We start from the raw sequence: 21,661 nt of genomic DNA, 5'->3' as shown, positions 1-21,661 counted from the left end.
AAAGGGAAATGGGTCAATGCAGAGGTGCTGGAGTGACCGAAACTCGATTCGAAAAGGGAAATGGGTCAATGCAGAGGTGCTGGAGTGACCGAAACTCGATTCGAAAAGGGAAATGGGTCAATGCAGAGGTGCTGGAGTGACAGAAACCCAATTACCAAAAGCATTTGGGTAACTATAGAGGGTTCATAGTGACCGAAAACTAAAATAGAAAGTAATTAGGGTAACTATATAGGGTTCAGAACGTGACCACCGAAAATAAGAGGGTCGGCAATTTCGCGCCGGCCCTCTTACATATATATTATTTCCCTGCGCCATGGCAGTTTTTATATTTCTTTCCGCTTCCACAATAACATGGGTCGTTACGACCGATGTCGATTTGGTTTACTTTTGGTTTTTTCTTAACGGCTTCTCCGTCTTCTTTCGGATTGACGGCTTGGCCTTTTGCGACTTCTTGGCGCTCAAGATTGTTGCGAATTTCTGCCTTCATGATATACATAGAAGCTTCCTCTTCAATGGAAAGTACCATTGACTCAAACATAGCGAAGCCTTCATGCTGATATTCACGAAGCGGGTCAATTTGTCCATAAGCACGAAGGTGGATACCTTGACGAAGCTGATCCATCGCGTCAATGTGATCAATCCATTTGCTGTCAACCGCACGAAGTGTAACAACCTTTTCGAATTCGCGCATTTGCTCTGGAGAAAGGATTTGTTCTTTTTCACTGTAACGTTCCTTGACCTTAGCAAAAATCGCTTCGCTTATTTCCTCTGGATCCTTACCATGTAATTGCTCAACGGTAATATCACCTTCATGAAGCAGGTTTGCATTTACAAAATCGATGATTCCCTGAAGGTTCCATTCTTCCTCATCTTCATGCCTATTCGCATGTACTTCCACATTTCGTTGAATAGTAGAAAGAATCATTTTTTGAACAATTTCTCGCAGGTTTTCTGATTCTAGCACTTCATCACGCTGGGTGTATATAATTTCGCGCTGTTGACGAAGAACATCATCATATTGTAAAAGCTGCTTACGGGCATCAAAGTTGTTGCCCTCTACACGTTTTTGCGCAGATTCAACGGCTTTAGAAACCATTTTACTTTGAATCGGTTGTGAATCGTCCATCCCGAGTCGTTCCATCATTGCTTTCATATTGTCAGAACCAAAACGACGCATCAGTTCATCTTCCATGGATAAGTAGAACTGGGTTACCCCTGGGTCTCCTTGACGACCAGAACGCCCACGAAGCTGGTTATCAATCCGTCGGCTTTCATGACGCTCCGTACCGATAACGGCAAGACCGCCCAAATCAACAACACCTTCACCAAGCTTAATGTCCGTACCACGACCGGCCATGTTCGTAGCAATCGTTACAGAGCCTTTATGACCAGCTTCAGCAATAATTTCTGCTTCACGCTCATGGTTTTTCGCGTTTAGGACATTGTGCTTAATTCCTTTTTTTAATAAATATCTAGAAATTAACTCGGATGTTTCAATGGCAACTGTACCAACAAGTACAGGCTGGCCCTTTGTATTACGCTCAGCAATATCCTCGACTACTGCACGGAATTTACCGTCCATGGAAGAGTAAATTAAATCCGGGCGGTCATCACGTACGATTGGTCTATTCGTTGGAATCACGATAACGTTCATATTATAAATGTTACGGAATTCTTCTTCTTCTGTTTTTGCAGTACCAGTCATACCAGCAAGTTTTTCATACATACGAAAGTAGTTCTGGAAGGTAATGGTCGCCATCGTCATGCTTTCGTTTTGAACTTCCAAGCCTTCTTTTGCCTCAATAGCCTGATGCAAGCCCTCGCTATAGCGGCGGCCCTTCATTAAACGACCGGTGAACTGGTCAACGATAATAATTTCGCCATCTTGAACAACATAATCAACATCAAGGTGCATGCTGACATTTGCCTTCAATGCCTGGTTAATATGATGATTTAAGGTAACATGTGACATATCGAACAGATTCTCAATCCCAAAAGCTCGCTCAGCTTTATTAATTCCGTCTTCTGTCAGCATGACGCCTTTTGTTTTTTCATCATAAGTAAAATCAGTATCCCTAGTAAGAGTTCGGACAAAGGCATTAGCCTGAATATAGAGAATAGCCGACTTTTGGGCAGAACCTGAGATAATCAAAGGTGTACGGGCTTCATCAATTAAAATCGAGTCAACCTCGTCAATAACCGCATAATAAAGTGGCTTCTGTACTTTTTGCTCTTTATATAGAACCATATTATCACGCAAATAATCAAAGCCAAACTCATTGTTTGTTCCATATGTAATGTCACAAGCATAAGCTTCCTGCTTTTCTTCCTTAGACATACTGTTTAAGTTCAAACCAACTGTTAGACCTAAGAATTGATATAACTGACCCATTTCGTTTGCATCACGGCTTGCCAAATATTCATTGACGGTAATAACGTGAACGCCTTTTCCTGATAGGGCATTTAAATAAACAGGCATAGTCGCTGTTAACGTTTTGCCTTCCCCAGTCTTCATTTCTGAAATGTTACCCTCATGAAGAGAAATCCCGCCCATGAGCTGAACATGATACGGATATAAACCAAGCACACGCTTAGCTCCTTCACGAACAACCGCAAAGGCTTCAACCAGCAAATCGTCAAGTGTTTCACCTTTTTGATAGCGAAGCTTAAACTCTTCTGTTTTTTCACGCAGCTGATCGTCGCTAAGTTTTGCTGTTTCTGCAGACAGTGCATCTATTTGATTTGCTGATTTGTCCAGCCGTTTCAGCTCGCGCTTATTGAGGTCGAACACTTTATTTAAAATCCCCATCATATGATGAAACGCTCCTTTATTTCTAATTTATCCTTCAAAAAATATTCCATTTTTTAATCCAAAATTTTCGATAATTACCCTTTTTATCTTACCACTTCCGATTTAGAGTGACAACATTGTTACCGGTTTAGCCACATTTACGGAAAAACTTGATAGTTTAAGGAAAATGCCTATTGTGTCAAATTGTCAAACTTTTGTATGCAATCAGATTGACTACAATACTAATCAGTGTTCATTGAAAATGAATAAATAACCTTATAGGTGAATAAAAATAAATTACTATACACATTTACAACTTGTGTATATTGTTAACTTAACCTTTATTTATCAATGTTCTCATGTTGTTTTTAGGAAAAAGGTCACACATCCTATCTATGAAAAATTATTCACAAATTGTACATTGGAAAATACTTTTACAATGTTAGATACTACCATTAGAGAGGTTAACTTAGATAAATATAGAGAGAGAAAAATAAAAAATGGGAAGGGTGAGTCAAGTGGCCTTATGGGGGAAGAAAAAAAATAGAGATACAGACCCTGAAACTAGAGAGAATAAAAAAAAGACTGGGCTATTAAAAAGACTCTGGCATAAAGTCAGGAACATAGACTGGAAGGATCCAGTTACAAGATGGAAAGCATTATTTGTCGCCCTAATCGGGTCTGTTGTCATTTTTGGCGGAGGATACGGAGTTATCTCCTTTACCAACTCGCCAAGCTTCTGTGCCAACTGTCACGAAATGGCACCTGAAGTATCAACATTTACCGCCAGTGCTCACAGTGAAATCACCTGTGTTCAGTGTCATATCAAGCCTGGCTTTGTAAACATGATGACCCATAAAGTCATTTCCTTAAAGGAAGTCTATCACCACGTAATGGGAATACCGGAACAAATCGTTCAAACCGAACATGAAGCGGTTTCAGATGAAAACTGTTTACAGTGTCACTCGAAAAACCGACTTGTAACGGCTTCTAAAGACTTAATTGTTAATCATAAAGGACATATTGAAGAGGGTGTCCCATGTATCAGCTGTCACTCCGGAGTTGCACACGCAAAGATTGCAGCACGTGGAATCAATACTGAAGAAGTGCGTAGCCATTGGACAGAAGATGTAGCTCAACAAATGATGGAACAAAAATATTTAGCACCAAACATGGGAACATGTATTGATTGTCACGATAAAGTGAACAACGGTGAAAAACCATGGAAGGACGTAGCATACCTCGTTCCACCAAATCCAGAACATCTTGAAGAAGCAGAAAAAGAGGAAACAAAAGAAACAAAAAATGCAGTCAAGCATGAAGCAGGAACAGAGGAAGAAGCAGCAGAAGCTGTTAAAGCACATGATGAAAAAACACAAGCGCTTATTTTAGAAGCAGTTGGAAAGCAGACAAAGGATGTAAAGCTTTCTATGGCATGTGAAACCTGTCATCAACGTGTAAAAGTCCCAGAAAATCACAGAGTTGAAAACTGGAATGGAAACCACGGCGGTACAGCCCTTCAAGAGCTAGACACATGTGTAGATTGTCATCAGGATTCCAAGTGGTTCAGAGATATTCCTAAGGAAGACCTGGTGTCTATGCTTAAAATGGCTGAGGTTGAGGAAGAAAATAAAGAACACAAGTACACAGCAAATATTAACGTTGTTAGAGAACAATCTCGAATCAATAAATTCTGTAGTGCTTGTCATGGTGAACGCCCAGAAAGCCACGTAGAAAGTGAAGTTTGGTTAACTGCTCACGCAGATAAAGCCAAAACTCCTGAAACGAAAGCAGAATGTTTAGTCTGTCACGATCGTGAAGAGCCAAAACCTGATTCGACAGATGTTCAAGCACCAACAGATGTTTATTGCCAATACTGTCACAGAACTGGCTTTAAAGATGATGTTAAGAAATAAAGATTAGTTGTTATAAAGGAGGGAAATAGAATGGAAGAAGAACATATAGAACAGAACCCCCCTCCCAGGACTCGCTATAGATTATATAAATATTTAACAGTAGCACTGTTTTTCATCGTTATTTTCTTCTCATTGGGACTAGTAGGAGTAGAAACAACTTCAAGTTCGGAGTTCTGCTCCTCCTGCCATGAGATGAAGCCTGAGTTTTATACGTGGAAGGCGTCCACACATAGTGAAGTGGATTGTGTCAACTGTCATATCGGGTCAGGCACGGAAGAATACACTAAAGCAAAAGCTAATGGACTTTTGCAAGTTTATAAGAAAACAACACAAACATATACAGCACCCATTCAGATGCCCAAAGAGATTCCAGATGAGGCATGTGAAAAATGTCACAATATGAATCTGCGCGAGGTAACACCTTCAGGTGACCTCATCATTCCTCATGATAAACACATAGAGAAAGATGTAGAGTGTATTCAATGCCATAGTGGAGTTGCACACGGAAAAATTGCAGAACGTAAAGTAACATTCAAATCTGACTATGATAAATGGGATACATCTCTTGGTAAATCGATGATGAGTGAGAAAAAATTCACGAGTCCGAAGATGGAAGAATGTATGGATTGTCATAAAGCTAGAAATGTAACAACCGAGTGTAGCGCGTGTCATACTTCAAGTATGTACCCTAAGAGTCATACAAAAGAGGATTTTAAGCTTAACTCACATGGCTCGTTGGCTAAAGATGATGTTCAAGAGTGTAATGATTGTCATAAGTATATGTCTACTAAAGAGATTACATTATTTAATGACCAGCCTGCTTACACTCAATATTTAAGAGATCAAAAAATCCAAAATAAACAGGTTAGTAGTATAGATTATGCAAAAGAAAATACATTTTGTAAAGATTGCCACACCCAGCGTCCAAAAAGTCATGAAAAAGGGTTTATTAAAAAACATGGCAAGGTTGCAAATGAAAATGAAGAGGCTTGTTTAACCTGTCATGACCTACAAAAAAATGGACAAGATGAGATTTCAAATATTACCTGCAATAGTTGTCATCCAAGTAGCCATGAAAATAAGGATTGGAGAAAGACTCACCCGATAAATGTTGCTGAGGGTGTAAAAGTTTCAGAGACATGTTATCTATGTCACAACGAACAGAAATGTCAATCTTGCCATAAAGAAGATTAAAGGCATTTAAGTAGAGTAGGAGGGTTCGTATGCAAGCAAAGGAACAAATTGAAACCCAAGAGCCTGAAAAAAAAGTAAAAAATGATCGGTTTACATGGTTGCAATCATCATTGTTATTAGTAGGAACACTAGTAATATGTTTGGTTGCCGGATATTTCATAAGTGATAGATTCCTATGGGATAATACTGATTCAAAACAAATTGAAGAACAGCTTAAGTTTTATAAAGGAGAAGTAAAAAAGAATCCTAATGACCCTGAAAGTAGGGTTCAACTTGGCTATGCATATTTTTTAGATAAAGATTACGATGAAGCAGTCAAACAATTTAAAACTGCTAAATCTTTGGATAAGAATTATTTTGACGCGTATTTAAATTTAAGTATTGTCTATGATAGACAGGATCGAATAGATGACGCACTACAAAATGCCATTAAAGCGACCGAAATCTCTCCTAGGGATTACAAAGGACACCTTATGAAGGGGAAAAGTTATCGGAAATTAAAAATGTATAAAGAAGCAAATGAAGCATTAGCAGAGGCAGACCGTTTAAACGTAGGAAATACTGATACCATTTATGAAATCGGACTGGTAGCAGAAGATCAAGGAAAAAAAGAAGAAGCTGAAGCAATTTATAAAGAAGCACTTGAGTATGATCCTCTTTTTAAACCAGCCTTGAACGCACTAGAAAGATTAACATCCAAAGATAAAAACTAGAATGTAAAGGAGTTGAATTCATTGAAAAGAAGAACCGCTTATATATGGATGGGCACAATTGTTGGATTGAGCGTTGTCTTGTTTGCTGCAATCTATTACTTAAATCTAGGTCAAGAAGTTGATAAAGCTGCTAATAATGTTAAAGGCGGTGAGCCTAATTTTAGTTACTTTATACAGGGAGATTTCAAATCTCCGTTGGATAAACCGATGGATGTCTCGAAAATTGGGGAATATGTTTATGTAACGGATACTAACAATAAACAAGTCCAGGTATTTGATACCAGTGGTACCCCGATATTTAAGTTTGGTAAAGAGGGTGAGGGTGAAGGAGAATTTAAGTTCCCATATGGTATTACAGGTGACAAGGATGGAAATGTTTATGTAGCAGATTTATATAATGGAAAGATATCTATTTTCTCGAAAAAAGGAAAGTTTATTAAATATTTCGAGGAAAAAGATAGTACTACACCAGCAATTACAAGTCCAGCTGGGTTAAGAATTTTTGATAACAAACTATATGTTACAGATATCGAAAGTAAAAAGGTCATCGTATTTAACCTGGACGGTAAGAAATTACTTGAAATTACTTCCGCCTCTGGCATAGAAGATGTGTTTAATGCTCCCAACGCGATTACCATAGACAACGATAAAAATATATATGTTTCTGATTCTGGTAATCTAAGGGTTGTTGTTTATGATGAAAAAGGAAAATTCGTACGTATTATTAATGGTAACAAAGATGCAAAAGGTGAATCAAAGTTTGTTAATCCAAGAGGGTTGGCAGTAGATTCAAAAGGAACACTTTATATGATAGATAATATGACTCACTTTGTTTATGGGTTTGATAATAAGGGAGAACAAGTCTATCAATTTGGTGGACTAGGCTCAGAAAATGATCAATTTTTCCTCCCTAATGGCCTATTTATTGATGAAAAAAGCCAGATGTATATTACAGATACTTTTAACCAAAGAGTTGCCGTTTACTTTTAAGATTACTCAATTCTTAAAGGAGGTGATGCGAAAAACTAGATTTAAGAGTTATAAGTTCGTAGAAGGATTGTTTTAGAGAGAAAAAGAGAGAGAAAACAGGGAGGTTTTTAGAAATGAGTAAGACAAAACTAGGCTTCTCACTACTGCTAGCTCTAATTTTAGTAAGTATGCTAAGCACTGCTGCTTTTGCGAAAAGCGCAATGGGTTTCTCATTAACTCAAACTACAGGAGCAAATACTGCTACTGTAACGTTTAAAGGTTTAACTACGGATGCTGCTGGTACAGTTTTTACAGTAACACTTAAAGATGCAGCAAATGCTGTTGTAGAAACAGTAGATGTAACAACTCTTGCTGACAAAACTGGATCTTATACTTCTCCAGTATTAACAGTTGGAGCAAGGTACTCAGTTGAATTAGCATATCAAACTGCACCAACTGTTATTGTTGCGAGTGGTGATGTGCTATTAGCAGATTATAGCAATGGAATTATTGATACCTCAGGTGTTGACCATAGCACTACTTTAGTCAACGCTAACGAAACTGGTTTTGAAGGCTTAAGTAAAAAAAGATCTGGTCAAAAAATGCACGGTTCTTACCAAAATAACACAAACTCTTGTGCAAGTTGTCACCAAACACATACTGGTGAAGACCACTACCTATTATTCAGAGATGGAACTTACAGCACTTGTGCTGCCTGTCATGATGGTACAATGGGAGCAAATGGAGTATTTGACGCTGCATCAGCAAAATCAGGTACATTCGGCGGATCTCATGCTGGAAACATGTCCGTTCACTTAGCTGACGGAACTGTTGACGTTAAAGCTGCACCAGGTGGAAATCATACTGAAACTGGCAAATGGGCTGAAGAGTTCACTTGTGCAAGCTGTCACAATCCCCACGGATCTGATAGCGCTCGTTTATTAAAAACAGACCCTGCTGGTTGGATTAAGACTGAGAATACAATTGATCCTGCTACAGGAACAAATGGTGGTATGAAGTTTTCTAACAAAGGCATTTATGAATTAGCTGCACTTCCTACAACAAATGTTGGAGATTACATCCTTGTAAGACAAACAGTGGTAGCAACTCAAGTTGATGATACTGTGTCAGCTGATGACAATGTCTTTTTCAAGAGAGCTGGAGTTACTGCAGATTCTGTAGCAATTTCAACTTACAAGTGGGACTACAAAGCTAAGAAATATATCGCAGACTCTTCATTATGGATGCGTTCTGACGGCGGTAGACCTGCAGTTATGACAGAGTTAAAAGCAGCTGATGTTGTTAAACCTGCAACTGCAGAATTTGTAATTGTTTGGAAAGACGGTTTTGCTTATAGTAAACCTCTTGACACAACGGCTGCAAGCGTTGATAAAGCTACATTCTTAATTGGGGCAGCTGTTGATAAGGTTACAAACAACTATGATTATTTTGACAGTGCTGCACCAACTTATGTAAAAGACAGTGGTGTTCAAATGAGTAAATTCTGTGCATCTTGTCACACTGACTACCTATCAGCAACTTATGCTAATGCTGATACTGGTGTATTTACTTCCGCTCACCGTCACCAAACAGATACTGACAGACTTACTTGCGTACGCTGTCACTATGCACACGGTACTGATGCAGCAATCATGAAGGACTCTTTAGATAGGGGACTTGCTGAATTAACTGCAACTGGAGGTTTATACGAAGGAAATCAAACAGCAGCATTAGATTACTTAAAAGATCCAAACCCATCATCTGCATTAAAACGTTACACCGGTATGGCTGTATGTTTTGGATGTCATGATGGATCAATCGCAAGTGATGATACTACTTGGAGTAATTACAGCTCATTACAACCAGGTGTTTACAAACCATAAGAAAAGCCAACAAATAGCGCCACTACTTGTTAGCTTAAAAGAATAATGATATTTAATATTAGTAAGCAAGGTAACAATAGTTATATTGTTACCTTGCTTTTATTATTCCACATAGTCACAAATCTGTCAAAAAATCTCTTCATTTCCGCCCCATTTTTTCTTTGTATTCACTGTTATAATATACATATAATCCCTGTAGAAAATAACTTTAGCATAATAACTAAACATAAATTAACAGAAAATGAGTTGAGAACTGATGAAAAAAAATATCTTTAAATATCAGCAAATATTATGTAGTTTCTTAATCATACTTTTAGTATGTGCCTCGATTTTCTCTTTTCCGTCTACTAATGTATTTTCGGCTATTGGAGATAAACCTACTATATTAATTGGAACCCCTGTCTCTAATGCAGTGCTAAACACATCAGATGTAGTTATTACTGGAACATACACGGATGACAATGTTCAAAAGGACGGGCTCCTTTTTACAGCCTATGATAATGAGGTTAAAATTTCAGACTCCACGACAAATGTAGAAGAATGGAACATTGTCGAAAATGATACAGAAAAAACTTGGACTTTTTCAACCATCTTAACAGAAGGAACCCATAATCTGTCCATTGAAATTAAAGAAATTCCACCAGCTGAGGAGACAATGTCAGCTAATCAAAGTGTTACGATAACTATAAATAAAACAAGACCATTTATAATAGAAACGGGGATACTCCTTCCTGATAACACCATACTTGTAGGTGAAGATCTTACAAGAGTACCTCTAGAAGCAAAGATTAAAATTACTGTCGCTGATGATCAGCCAATGCTTCAGCTTTTAAATAAAATTGAGGCAACCACGAATCCTTATAACCCTATTAATGTGATGGTAGGAACTAAGCAGATAAGCGGGACTTCAGAAATTAAAGAACTTGGTAATCAATCTGGAATGTATAAGTATGATATTTTTTTTACACCGGACAGTAATCAGTTAGATTGGAAATTAAACACAACATATGTAGTTTACATCGATTCACTACTGATGGATGATGCAAATAACCCTTTGTATACAAAAAGCTATAAATTTACAACTAGGAGTGATATGAGGGAATCTGATAATCCACATGGCCATTATATAGCGAAAACAAATATGTGCGCTGCTTGTCATAGTACACATGAAGGTTCTCCTAATACTTTAGCTGGAAATTCCTATAAGGATAAATTCAAGGATGAGCTACAAGCAGATCAATCCTCAAACTATTGTATGGCATGTCATGATGGAACAATGAATGCACCGATAATTGACCAGATTGATAAAAAGTATCATCATAATAATCCAGCTGAATACACTGAATCAGGAACAAATGAATTGAAACAAGCGGAATCATGTACATCATGTCACAACCCTCATTCGGGTTGGTCAGAAGAAAATCAAAATCTGCTAAAAGACCATTATGTTTATAAGCATAAGGAAGCACATCCGGAAAAAGGTTTGGAAACTCTCACAGTAGATAGTTTAGAAACATCTTGTATTTCTTGCCATGAGGATGACACAATCTATGACCGAGATAAGTATCCTGATGTTGTTTATGAAGTTTTTTCCTATAATAAGTCCATAACAGCAGAAGGTGCAAAATCGACTAAAATTACAGATCCTAACTCTCAAACGATAAATGATTATTCACTGTGTTTACGGTGTCATAGCATGGACAAAAACAAAAATATAGAAAAATATTACTTACAAACAAACTCAGGACATTATTTTACAATTCCTGAAGGTAAACAAACAAATGATGACGGAAGTAAATTAAATGGTCCTATCCCTTGTGCAGAGTGTCATGATACACATGGGTCAAACAATATTAAATTGCTGAGAGAACAATTCGGTAATATAAAAACTGAAGATGCATTTAATAAATCTGAAGGTGATTGGATACCATCAGAAGAGCGCAACTTTTGTCGGAAGTGTCATAATAAATCTATTGAAATTTATGGAAGAGCAGCGGAATTTAAAGAAATAAATGGTGATGGGGACATAATTGGTCACCGAACAATAGAAGATAAAGATGTAAGGTGTTCTACTTGTCATGGTGGAGAATCGAAGACATTTATCGAAGCTGCTCATTCACCTGGGAAATTACCAAAATAATTCTGAAGATAGTTGTGAATGCTCAAGAATTTTAAATCCAGATAAAACGAGAGGATTCGTCCTCTCGTTTTTGTTTAGAAATCTTTCAATAATGTTAATAAGTACTGTTAATATGTTGATATGTGGATTAAATTTTTAGATTTTTTCAAAAATTATGTTGATAACTCTACTTATCCACATATATTTCAATTATAGGTTAATATGATTTGTTGATAAGTGAACTTATCCACAGGAAGGGATGAGGGATCAATCTTTTTATTTAGGCAAGTAATGTAGATTTTTGAAATTCCCCCTATAATCAGGCTATAATGGATAAGGAACAAACGAACGACCAAGACATATGCTAGAAACAGACCGTAATTTTTATAGAGGTGAAGAAAATGGAATTAGCAGAAATTCGAAACGAACTTGAAAAAACAGCTAAACGTTTAGCGGACTTTAGGGGGTCTCTTTGACCTTGAAAATAAGGAAGCGCGCATAGCTGGACTTGATGATCAAATGCTTCATCCTGATTTCTGGAATGACCAAGAGAAGGCCCAAACCGTCATTAGTGAGGCAAATGCACTAAAGGATCAGGTAAATGAGTTTAGTGACTTGTTCGAAACATTTGAGAATCTAGAAATCAGCTACGAGCTTGTAAAAGAAGAAAGTGACGAGGAGTTACAGGCAGAACTTGAGGAAGAGTTAGTTAAACTGACCTCGAGATTAAATGAGTTTGAACTACAGCTGCTTTTGAGTGAAGAATATGATAAACATAATGCGATTTTAGAGCTGCACCCAGGAGCGGGCGGAACCGAGTCACAGGATTGGGGCTCAATGCTTTTGCGTATGTATACACGCTGGGCTGAAAAGAAGGGCTTTAAGGTAGAAACCCTTGATTATCTTCCTGGTGATGAAGCGGGGATTAAAAGTGTAACCTTGGCGATAAGAGGGCATAACGCCTATGGTTATTTAAAAGCAGAAAAAGGCGTACATCGATTGGTCCGGATTTCACCGTTTGATGCTTCTGGCCGCCGTCATACTTCGTTTGTATCATGTGAAGTGATGCCGGAATTTAATGATGAAATTCAAATTGATATCCGTACAGAGGATCTAAAAATAGATACGTATCGTGCTAGCGGTGCCGGTGGACAGCATATCAATACAACCGATTCGGCTGTAAGGATTACTCACATGCCAACAGGTGTTGTCGTTACCTGTCAGAATGAGCGGTCACAAATTAAAAACCGTGAAGCTGCAATGAAAATGCTAAAAGCCAAGCTTTATCAACGTGAAATCGAACAGCAAGAAAAAGAACTGCTAGAAATTCGCGGAGAACAAAAGGAAATTGGCTGGGGAAGCCAAATTCGTTCTTACGTTTTTCACCCTTATTCTATGGTGAAAGATCATCGGACTAGTGCTGAAAGTGGGAACGTTCAGGGTGTTATGGACGGAGATTTGGATCCATTCATCGACGCATACCTGCGTTCGAGAATTTCATAATAACAATCAAAGCCTTTGCCCTATGAGTCGGCAAAGGCTTTATTATTATTGGGATACTGTTACCGCTCATGGTGGAATGATTATGGGGAGGTTAGAAGATTTTGATTAATGAGAGCTACCTTCTACCAATTAGTTCCTCAGTCACTAATTTAAACATTCTATCATGGTAGTTAAGTTTCTCTTCTACATGCCTAAAATGACTTCTGAACTCAGTAGCATTATTTTCGACTGTTTCCTGAAGAGATTCAATTTTTGACTCTACATTATCAAATCGTAGATCAATTTTATTAAATCGCTGATCTACTAAATCAAATCGGCTATCCATGGCAACAAATTTTTGATTCATGGTATCAAACCTTTTATCCATGGTATCAAACCTATTATCCATGGCATCAAATTTCTTATCTATTGCTTCAAATCGATGATCCATTTTTTTAAACTGTTTATTCATTTGCTCCATTATTTCCATTAGTTGATGATCCATATTTTCACCTTCTCTATTCGACAATTATACCATTTTTTGAAAGTAGATATAATTCTTCTATTCCCTCATGAAATCCATTTTAATGACAAATACTATAAAAAATTTATCCCTTTAATGCGTTATCTCAATGCCATTTACAGCTAATTATTGCCATGCTATACTCACTTCGGTTGGAATCGAAAATTATAGCAAAATGGTAATTTAGAGGGGACTTGCACTATGAATAGAAGAAAAAATAAACATCGGGCTCCTAAATTTGAAACTACTTTAGAATACATAAATGTCCTAATTGGCTCTGCTATTATTGCATTGGCATTCAATGTATTTCTGCTGCCAAATCAAATTGCCTCGGGAGGCGTTAGCGGAATCAGTACTATATTATTAAGCGTGCTGGGATGGGAGCCTGCGTATGTACAATGGGCATTTAATATTCCATTGTTTATCACCGGAGTTGTTTTATTAGGAAAACAATTTGGCGTAAAAACTCTGGTGGGAACTGTTTTTTTACCGTTTGTGGTTTTTTTAACAAAGAATATCGAACCATGGACGAATGATGCCTTGCTCGGTGCTTTGTTTGGTGGTATCGCAGTAGGACTCGGGTTAGGAATTGTATTTAGAGGAAATGCCTCTACAGGCGGTACCGACTTAGCGGCGCAAATTATTACCAAGTACACGGGATTAACCCTAGGTACAAGTGTTGTCTTGATTGATGGACTGATTGTTCTTTCTGCAGCCCTAGTCTTTGATATTGAACGTGGATTATACGCATTAATCGCCTTATATGTGACGAGTAAAACAATAGATTTAGTCCAAGTCGGTTTAGGCAGGTCGAAAACAGCGATGATTATTACCAACAAACAAGAGGAAGTTCGTGAGGGAATTCTGAATAAAATTGACCGTGGTGTTACAAAACTATCGGCTTATGGAGGTTTTACCGATAATGAACGTCCTGTCCTCATGTGTGTTGTCGATCAACGTGAGTTCACAAAATTGAAACAATTGGTCAAAAGCCTTGATCCATCTGCATTTATCGTTGTTATGGACGCTTCTGAAGTGTTGGGAGAAGGTTTCAAAAGGGCTTAATCCTGCTATACTATCCTCGTATGGAAATTTTTTCTTAAGGGGGAATATTTATGAAGAAAAAGCTACTAAAAATGTTATTAGGAACAGCTCTTGTTATGAGTCTTGCTGCTTGTGGAGGCGGAGATGACGAGGGTGGAGACACAGCAACAGCTGGGGATGCTGAAAAGGTTTACTCACAAAAGTGCTCAAGCTGTCACGGCGGTGACTTAAAGGGCGGTATGGGGCCTGAACTAACTGCAGTTGGAGCTAGCAAATCAAAGGATGAAATTGCTGCAATCATTAAAGATGGTACTACTGGTGGAATGCCAGCAGGACTTATCGAAGGTGATGACCTTGACAAGGTTGCAGAATGGCTCGCATCTAAAAAGTAATATATGTAAACGTTCTGTGTTTGAACAGAACGTTTTTTATTTTTATGAATCCATGTTACTTTATTAAGATTTTGTTAACTTTTGTCGAAAAATCTAGGATATATATAACAATTAATGTAGGCTTTGAAAAGAAACTGTAATAATTTTACCGCTTTTTTTAAGCCTATAGAGTGTTATAATGGATTTATGCGAAATCCTGCAGTATTTTGTCTAGGATTTTGTTTTTGTGCAAGAAAATAAGAGGTTGTTGTCGAATATTATTGTTTCGAAACTAACTTATAAAGGTGATCTAAATGATAGAAATGCAGGATGTATTTAAAAAATACCCAAATGGGGTTACAGCGATAAATGGGATTGATGTTAGGATTAACCAAGGTGAATTTGTCTATGTGGTTGGCCCAAGTGGTGCAGGGAAATCAACCTTCATAAAAATGATGTATCGTGAGGAAGTACCAACCTCAGGAACCATTACGATGAATGGTGTAAACGTGGCTAAAATAAAAAATTCGAAAGTGCCTATTTTTCGACGGAACCTTGGTGTGGTCTTTCAAGACTTTAAACTATTGCCAATGAAAACCGTTTATGAGAATGTTGCCTTTGCACTTGAAGTTATTGAAGCTCAGCCTAAGTTTATTAAGAAGCGCGTAATGGAAGTCCTTGATCTCGTTAACCTAAAACATAAAGCAAGAATGCTTCCAACAGAATTATCCGGAGGGGAGCAGCAGCGTGTTTCCATTGCACGCTCAATTGTAAACTCTCCAAAGATTGTGATTGCGGACGAGCCTACAGGTAACCTTGACCCAGAGACTTCATGGGAAATCATGAATATCTTTGAAGAAATCAATAATAGAGGTACTACTATTGTAATGGCTACACATAACAGAGAAATCGTTAATACGATTAAACATCGTGTAATTGCGATTGAAGCAGGAAAAATTGCACGTGATGAACAAAGAGGTGATTACGGTTATGAAAATTAGAACTCTTGGACGTCATGTGCGTGAAAGTTTTAAGAGTATCGGCAGAAATGGCTGGATGACTTTTGCCTCAGTCAGTGCTGTAACGGTAACACTAATTCTAGTCGGCGTCTTTTTCGTTATTATGATGAATCTCAATAAAGTTGCAGAAACCATAGAAGAGGATGTTCAAATTCGCGTTCACATCGATGTTGCTGCGAATGAAGAAGATCAGCAAGCATTAAAAGGTGAGATTGAAAAGATAACAGAGGTACAAAGTGTTAAGTATTCATCCAAGGAGCAAGAACTTCAAGGTTTAATTAAGAGCATGGGTGAAGAGGGACAAGCATTTAAACTGTTTGAACAAGACAATCCACTGAACGACGTATTCATCGTAAAAACGAAAAATCCGCAAGAAACCATGAAAGCAGCAGGTAAAATTGAGAAACTAGAATATGTCACAAAGGCTGTTTATGGTAAGGGAACTGTTGAAAAATTATTTAATTTTATTGACGCGAGCCGTAATGTCGGTATCGTATTAATTGCAGGTTTATTCTTCACTGCTGTCTTTTTAATTTCTAATACGATTAAAATTACGATTATTGCAAGGCGAAGAGAAATTAAAATCATGAGGCTAGTAGGGGCAACGAACAGTTTTATTAGGTGGCCGTTCTTCTTAGAAGGATTATGGCTTGGCATATTCGGTGCCATCTTGCCAATTATCTTAATTTCGATTGCTTACTATCACGCGTATGAATATCTTGCGCCAAAGTTGGTTGGGAACTTTATTCAAATCCTTCCTTATAGTCCATTTGTTTATCAAGTATCAGGAGTTCTGATTTTAATGGGCGGCTTAATTGGGGTATGGGGAAGTTTGATGTCTGTAAGAAAATTCTTGAAGGTTTAATTTTTTTCAGGAAGGACAGGTAAGAATGTCCTTCCTGATTACAGTTATAGATAAACCCTTACATAATGATCAGGGAAGGAGAAATTGGACTTGAATAAAACAATATTAACTTTAGCCGTTACAGGAACGTTCGTAGTAAGCAGTATTTTTGGGGGAATCGCTGAAGCATCTTCCATTTCTAGCTTAAAGGATCAACAAAATCAAATTGAAAAAGAAAAATCTGAAGTATCTTCAGATATTAATAATGCAGACCAACAGATTAATAGTTTAAAAGAACAGCAGGCGGATGTAAAAGAAGTAATGACACGCCTTGATTTTGCAATCGGTGATACACATAAAAAAATCAGTGAAAAAACTGCTAAGCTAGAGGAAACCAAGACAGAAATAGCTAGATTACAAGAAGAGATTAAGATTACCAAGGAGCGAATTCTAAAACGTAATGAGCTTCTGAAGGATCGTGCCCGTAACTATCAGGAAACTGGAGGTGTAGTCAGTTATCTTGATGTGTTAATGGGTTCAAAAGACTTTAGTGACTTTATTGGCCGTGCCAGTGCAGTGGCAACGATTATGCAAGCAGACCAAGATATCTTAAAACAGCATGAGGCTGACAAAAAGAGCCTAGAGGATAATCAAGCTAAGGTGGAAGTGGAGCTTGCGAATGTCCAAACCATGCTTGCTGACTTAGAACAAATGAACCAACAATTGAATGCGCAAAGAGCTGAAAAGAATGAATTATTAGCCTCTCTTGAACAACAAGAAGAAGAGATTCATGAACATAAAATGGAGCTGCAGGAAGAGTCACAAATCCTTGCGGCACAAGCAGCAGCTCTCCAGCAAGCAATTTCACTTGAACAAAAACGCCAAGCAGAAGCAGCAGCCGCCGCTGCTGCAGCGGCAGCTGCTAGTAATAACACCGGGAATAGTGGAGATGGCGGCGGAGGAAGCACAGTAACCGCGCCTGTCACAAATGGAGCCTTCACCCTTCCGGCTAACGGAACCTTTACATCAGGTTTTGCACCGCGTTGGGGTTCATTCCACTTTGGAATTGATATTGCCAATCGAGCATCAGGTGTGCCAATTTGGGCGGCAGCTGATGGAGTCGTTATTCAATCCTACTATTCTAGTAGCTATGGTAATGTTGTATTTATTGCTCATTCTGTAAATGGACAAACCTATACAACTGTATCTGCTCATATGGAAACCAGGTCAGTCAGCTCTGGAGCAGTTGTGAAAAAAGGACAACAAATTGGAATCATGGGCAGCACAGGTGATTCAACAGGTAAACATTTACACTTTGAGCTTCATAGAGGGCAATGGAACGGAAGCAAAAGTAACGCGATAAATCCAGTTGGAATTGTACCAATGCCATAATGAGAAAAGGGAGAAGCCGTGCTTCTCTCTTTTTTTATGGATAAAAATCGATAAAAGAGCCTATTCACATTTCTAGCATAACTCGTCCCTCTCTTACATATTAGTAAATAAACGAGCAGGAAATCATGATAAGGTCAGTCAATTGATGCTGCACATGAGGGGGAACGGGATGAAAAGTAAATGGATTGCCCTGATGGTGGTGGGTTCGCTTCTTACTGGAGCGGGGGGCACATATGCAGGAATGCAGTGGTTTGGAAAAGAAGAGGGGAACTCTGCCATTGAACAAGCATTAAAGAAAAGGGAAACAGTCGTTACGAATCAAGCTGATACGGAGGACCTTGTAAAAGTAAATCAGGCCTATGAATTAATCCTGAGTCGATATGTTGAAAAGGTAGATAGCGAGACTCTAGTGGAGGGAGCAATACAAGGAATGCTCACAACCTTAGACGATCCCTATTCTGTCTATATGAATAAGGAAACAGCTCAACAATTCAATCAAGCTCTAGAATCATCTTTTGAAGGTATCGGAGCCGAAGTTGGTATGGTTGATGGAAAAATCGTCATTGTTTCTCCATTTAAAAATTCTCCAGCAGAAAAAGCAGGATTAAAGCCAAATGATGAAATTTTAAAAGTAGATGGAAAAAGTGTCGAGGGGCTGGACCTCAATAAAGCGACCCTGAAAATACGAGGTAAAAAAGGGACGAAAGTGTCATTAGAAATTTCTCGAAAGGGATTAAAGGAACCTCTGACCATTGATGTCACTCGTGATGAAATTCCACTCGAGACCATTCATGCTTCTGTGAAAAAGAAAGATGGGAAAAATATAGGGTACATTGAAATAACCTCTTTTTCTCAAGAAACTGCTTCAGATTTTCAAGAAGAGTTACATTCATTAGAGAAGAAGGATATAGAAGGTTTAATCATAGATGTCCGCGGAAACCCCGGTGGATTGCTTGTTAGCGTTGAGGATATCTTAAAAGAATTTGTTACAAAGGATAAACCATTTATCCAAATCGAGGAACGAAATGGCGAAAAAGAACGGCATTTCTCCAACCTAACAGAGAAAAAAGAATACCCAGTAACTGTCCTAATTAATAAAGGCAGTGCATCTGCCTCGGAAATTTTAGCAGGAGCATTAAAAGAAGCGGCAGGTTATCCGCTGGTCGGTGAAACCACCTTTGGGAAAGGAACAGTACAGCAGGCTGTTCCAATGGGAGATGGCAGCAATATTAAGCTGACCCTCTTCAAATGGCTGACACCAGATGGAAATTGGATACACAAAAAAGGAATCAAACCGGATGTAGAGATTAAACAACCGCCAATTTTTGATACACATCCGCTCCAAATAGAGGAACCACTTAAAGAAGATATGAATAATGAGCAGGTGAAAAATGCACAAGAAATATTAGCCGGCTTAGGCTTTGACCCGGGCCGTACCGATGGATATTTTAGTTCTGAAACATCCACAGCGGTTAAAGCCTTCCAGCAGAACAATAACCTGCAGCCAACTGGAAAAATCGACACCAAAACGGCTGCCAAGCTGGAAGAAGAAGCAATAAAAGAAATGAAAAAAGAGAAGAACGATATCCAGCTGCAAACCGCACTGAGACTAATTGCAAAATAAAAATAGGACAGAGGCGTAAGCCTCTGTTTTTGTTTGCGACAAAATACATTTAAATCCTTGGGAAATGTCGAACATTTCCAAGGAAATATTGCCGAAATTTGCAGAATCTAGCATGGTAATAAGTAATGTAAGCTAAAAAAGACAAATTTGACACTATCATAAGCTAATAATTCGACATTTTTTTGTTTTTACAAGAAACTAGCAATAGGTTTTATTCTACCATTTTGGTAAAATAATCATTAGGAGCTAGATTAGTAGAATTTATGATAGAGGCAGGTGGCAGGAATTGGTGCAATTATGGCTATTTGAGCTGTTAAAAGGGACGGGGAGACTTTTCCTTCATCCGGTTTTTTACTATATTATTTTCCTATCCGGGATTCTGGGAGTTTCAAGAGTAAAACGGGAGCGGAAAAATTTCCATACTCGGACATTTGATGCCTTCTTTGAACTTCGACAATTGTTTCCACAAGGAGTAATTTTGGGTCTAGTGCTTTCCATTGTCACCGTTACAGCAGGTTTGACCGTTCCATTTGCAGCAATCCTACTTATCGCTGTCTTTACGTTAATATGGAGCTTAACAACAAATATCCGGTTAATGTCGCCAGTCTACACAGTTGGTGCGGCATTTTTTGGAGTTATCTTAATCGCTGAATATGACTTGAATATTCCGGTCTTTAAAGAGGTCTTTCAGGCAATAGATGATAAGGTCTATCCGTCGGTGGTCATCCTATTGGCACTTTTGGTAATAGCAGAAGGAATACTTATTCTTAAAAATGCAAGTAAAGGGTCCTCGCCTAAGCTGGTAAAAAGCAGGCGCGGGCAAAGTGTCGGAGCCCATGAAGTGAAACGATTCTGGGTGCTGCCAATGTTTCTGCTTTTCCCAGGTGATGCGCTTGCCTTACCCTTTGAGTGGTGGCCAGTGTTTCATCTGGGGGCGGAATCCTACTCCCTAATTCTTGTGCCGTTTGCTGTTGGTTTTAACCAGCAAATTCAAGGTATGCTTCCAAAACAGTCGATTCAGCTGCTCGGTCGTAGAGTAATAGCACTCGGATGCATGACACTGATTTTGTCTGTTATCGGTTATTGGTATCCGCTCATCTCCATCGTGGTTGCGGCTTTAGCGATTGTCGGTCGTGAACTGATCTCCTTATTGCAACGATTGAAGGATGATAATTTACCTTTTTACTTCTCGAAAAAAAACAATGGTTTAATGATTATTGGGATTATACCTGAATCACCTGCTGATAAAATGGGTCTTCAAGTAGGAGAATTAATATCAAAGATTAATGGTGTTCTGATTCGTGATGAGCAAGTTTTTTACGAAGCATTACAAAAAAACCGAGCTCATTGTAAGCTCGAAGTTTTGGATATTAATGGCGAGGTCCGTTTTGTTCAACGAGCTTTGTATGAAGGTGATCATTATGAATTGGGCATTCTATTTGTACAAGACCAGAAAAAGTTTGATGAAAAAATAGGATAAGGAATTGTAATTTTTCATAATTAATCGGAATTTCGTCAAAATTATCCGGAATAATCTTTTCATAATTAAGCGGAACCCAAGTTCATTTTTAATTTAATAATGGCTAATTTAATCAATAATAATTTAGATTTTAAAGTTTTGAATATTTAAAGAAGAAGCGAAGTATTTTCGCTTCTTCTTTGTGCGCTTGGCAGCGCATCGCTCTAATGGGTGAAAGTCCCTAACATGCCGTTGTGGCGGAAATGTATAGCTGACAGGTAGTGCGAGTATCGTGAGATTTCGTGCGGAGGACTTGAA

General features: G+C 38.2%; 16 protein-coding genes. 14 read left to right on the top strand and 2 right to left on the bottom strand.

All coding sequences use genetic code 11. The features are described from left to right. Window positions 1-298: 298 nt before the first annotated feature. The gene (secA, locus tag J2Y03_RS25290) at window positions 299-2,812 is read right to left on the bottom strand and encodes a preprotein translocase subunit SecA (protein WP_310199624.1); all 2,514 of its coding nucleotides are present in this window, start codon (window positions 2,810-2,812) and stop codon (window positions 299-301) included. 497 nt (window positions 2,813-3,309) lie between these two features. Between secA and J2Y03_RS25285 the strand changes: the two genes are divergently transcribed. The 7 genes from J2Y03_RS25285 to prfB all read left to right on the top strand — a co-directional run bounded on the left by J2Y03_RS25285 (window position 3,310) and on the right by prfB (window position 13,088). Further along, the gene (locus tag J2Y03_RS25285; protein ID WP_310199622.1) at window positions 3,310-4,707 is read left to right on the top strand and encodes a NapC/NirT family cytochrome c; all 1,398 of its coding nucleotides are present in this window, start codon (window positions 3,310-3,312) and stop codon (window positions 4,705-4,707) included. A gap of 30 nt (window positions 4,708-4,737) precedes the next feature. After that, window positions 4,738-5,901: a NapC/NirT family cytochrome c gene (locus J2Y03_RS25280; RefSeq protein ID WP_310199620.1), complete on the top strand. Its 1,164-nt coding sequence runs from the start codon at window positions 4,738-4,740 to the stop codon at window positions 5,899-5,901. Between the two features lie 29 nt (window positions 5,902-5,930). Next, complete coding sequence (locus J2Y03_RS25275; RefSeq protein ID WP_310199618.1) at window positions 5,931-6,614, top strand: tetratricopeptide repeat protein; 684 nt, start codon at window positions 5,931-5,933, stop codon at window positions 6,612-6,614. A 21-nt stretch (window positions 6,615-6,635) separates the two neighbouring features. Then, a complete protein-coding gene (locus J2Y03_RS25270) occupies window positions 6,636-7,604 on the top strand; it encodes a 6-bladed beta-propeller (RefSeq protein WP_310199616.1) in 969 nt (322 codons plus the stop codon). A gap of 113 nt (window positions 7,605-7,717) precedes the next feature. After that, window positions 7,718-9,466 carry a cytochrome c3 family protein gene (locus tag J2Y03_RS25265; protein WP_310199614.1) on the top strand — a complete coding sequence of 583 codons (1,749 nt, stop codon included), beginning with the start codon at window positions 7,718-7,720 and terminating at the stop codon, window positions 9,464-9,466. A 256-nt stretch (window positions 9,467-9,722) separates the two neighbouring features. Further along, window positions 9,723-11,606 (top strand): multiheme c-type cytochrome, encoded by a 1,884-nt coding sequence (locus J2Y03_RS25260; RefSeq protein ID WP_310199612.1) that lies wholly within the window; start codon window positions 9,723-9,725, stop codon window positions 11,604-11,606. Window positions 11,607-11,986: 380 nt separating this feature from the next. Continuing rightward, window positions 11,987-13,088, top strand: a protein-coding gene (gene prfB / locus J2Y03_RS25255) for a peptide chain release factor 2 (RefSeq protein WP_310199610.1) whose coding sequence is annotated in 2 segments (ribosomal slippage) — window positions 11,987-12,058 and window positions 12,060-13,088 — 1,101 coding nt in all. Because the reading frame shifts where the segments join, the coding sequence is not laid out codon by codon here. Window positions 13,089-13,203: 115 nt separating this feature from the next. Here the strand turns inward: prfB and J2Y03_RS25250 are convergent. Continuing rightward, window positions 13,204-13,572 carry a hypothetical protein gene (locus J2Y03_RS25250; protein WP_310199608.1) on the bottom strand — a complete coding sequence of 123 codons (369 nt, stop codon included), beginning with the start codon at window positions 13,570-13,572 and terminating at the stop codon, window positions 13,204-13,206. 219 nt (window positions 13,573-13,791) lie between these two features. Between J2Y03_RS25250 and J2Y03_RS25245 the strand changes: the two genes are divergently transcribed. The 7 genes from J2Y03_RS25245 to J2Y03_RS25215 all read left to right on the top strand — a co-directional run bounded on the left by J2Y03_RS25245 (window position 13,792) and on the right by J2Y03_RS25215 (window position 21,364). Next, window positions 13,792-14,655, top strand: a complete 864-nt coding sequence (locus tag J2Y03_RS25245) for a YitT family protein (protein WP_310199607.1) — start codon at window positions 13,792-13,794, stop codon at window positions 14,653-14,655. A gap of 50 nt (window positions 14,656-14,705) precedes the next feature. Then, window positions 14,706-15,026, top strand: a complete 321-nt coding sequence (cccB, locus tag J2Y03_RS25240; protein WP_310199605.1) for a cytochrome c551 — start codon at window positions 14,706-14,708, stop codon at window positions 15,024-15,026. Between the two features lie 293 nt (window positions 15,027-15,319). Then, window positions 15,320-16,006 (top strand): cell division ATP-binding protein FtsE, encoded by a 687-nt coding sequence (ftsE, locus tag J2Y03_RS25235; RefSeq protein ID WP_132092983.1) that lies wholly within the window; start codon window positions 15,320-15,322, stop codon window positions 16,004-16,006. Next, window positions 15,996-16,889, top strand: a complete 894-nt coding sequence (gene ftsX / locus J2Y03_RS25230; RefSeq protein WP_132092980.1) for a permease-like cell division protein FtsX — start codon at window positions 15,996-15,998, stop codon at window positions 16,887-16,889. The genes ftsE and ftsX overlap by 11 nt, the downstream gene beginning before the upstream one ends. Window positions 16,890-16,979: 90 nt before the next feature. Then, window positions 16,980-18,260 carry a murein hydrolase activator EnvC family protein gene (locus J2Y03_RS25225; protein WP_310199602.1) on the top strand — a complete coding sequence of 427 codons (1,281 nt, stop codon included), beginning with the start codon at window positions 16,980-16,982 and terminating at the stop codon, window positions 18,258-18,260. Window positions 18,261-18,429: 169 nt separating this feature from the next. After that, window positions 18,430-19,884 carry a S41 family peptidase gene (locus J2Y03_RS25220; protein WP_310199600.1) on the top strand — a complete coding sequence of 485 codons (1,455 nt, stop codon included), beginning with the start codon at window positions 18,430-18,432 and terminating at the stop codon, window positions 19,882-19,884. 286 nt (window positions 19,885-20,170) lie between these two features. Then, complete coding sequence (locus J2Y03_RS25215) at window positions 20,171-21,364, top strand: PDZ domain-containing protein (RefSeq protein WP_310199598.1); 1,194 nt, start codon at window positions 20,171-20,173, stop codon at window positions 21,362-21,364. The last annotated feature ends 297 nt before the right edge of the window (window positions 21,365-21,661 follow it).

Source organism: Neobacillus niacini (genome assembly GCF_031457145.1).
Lineage (GTDB): Bacteria > Bacillota > Bacilli > Bacillales > Cytobacillaceae > Neobacillus > Neobacillus niacini_J.
The sequence above is the reverse complement of the archived record's forward strand: the minus strand, read 5'-3'. Positions and strand labels throughout refer to the sequence as shown.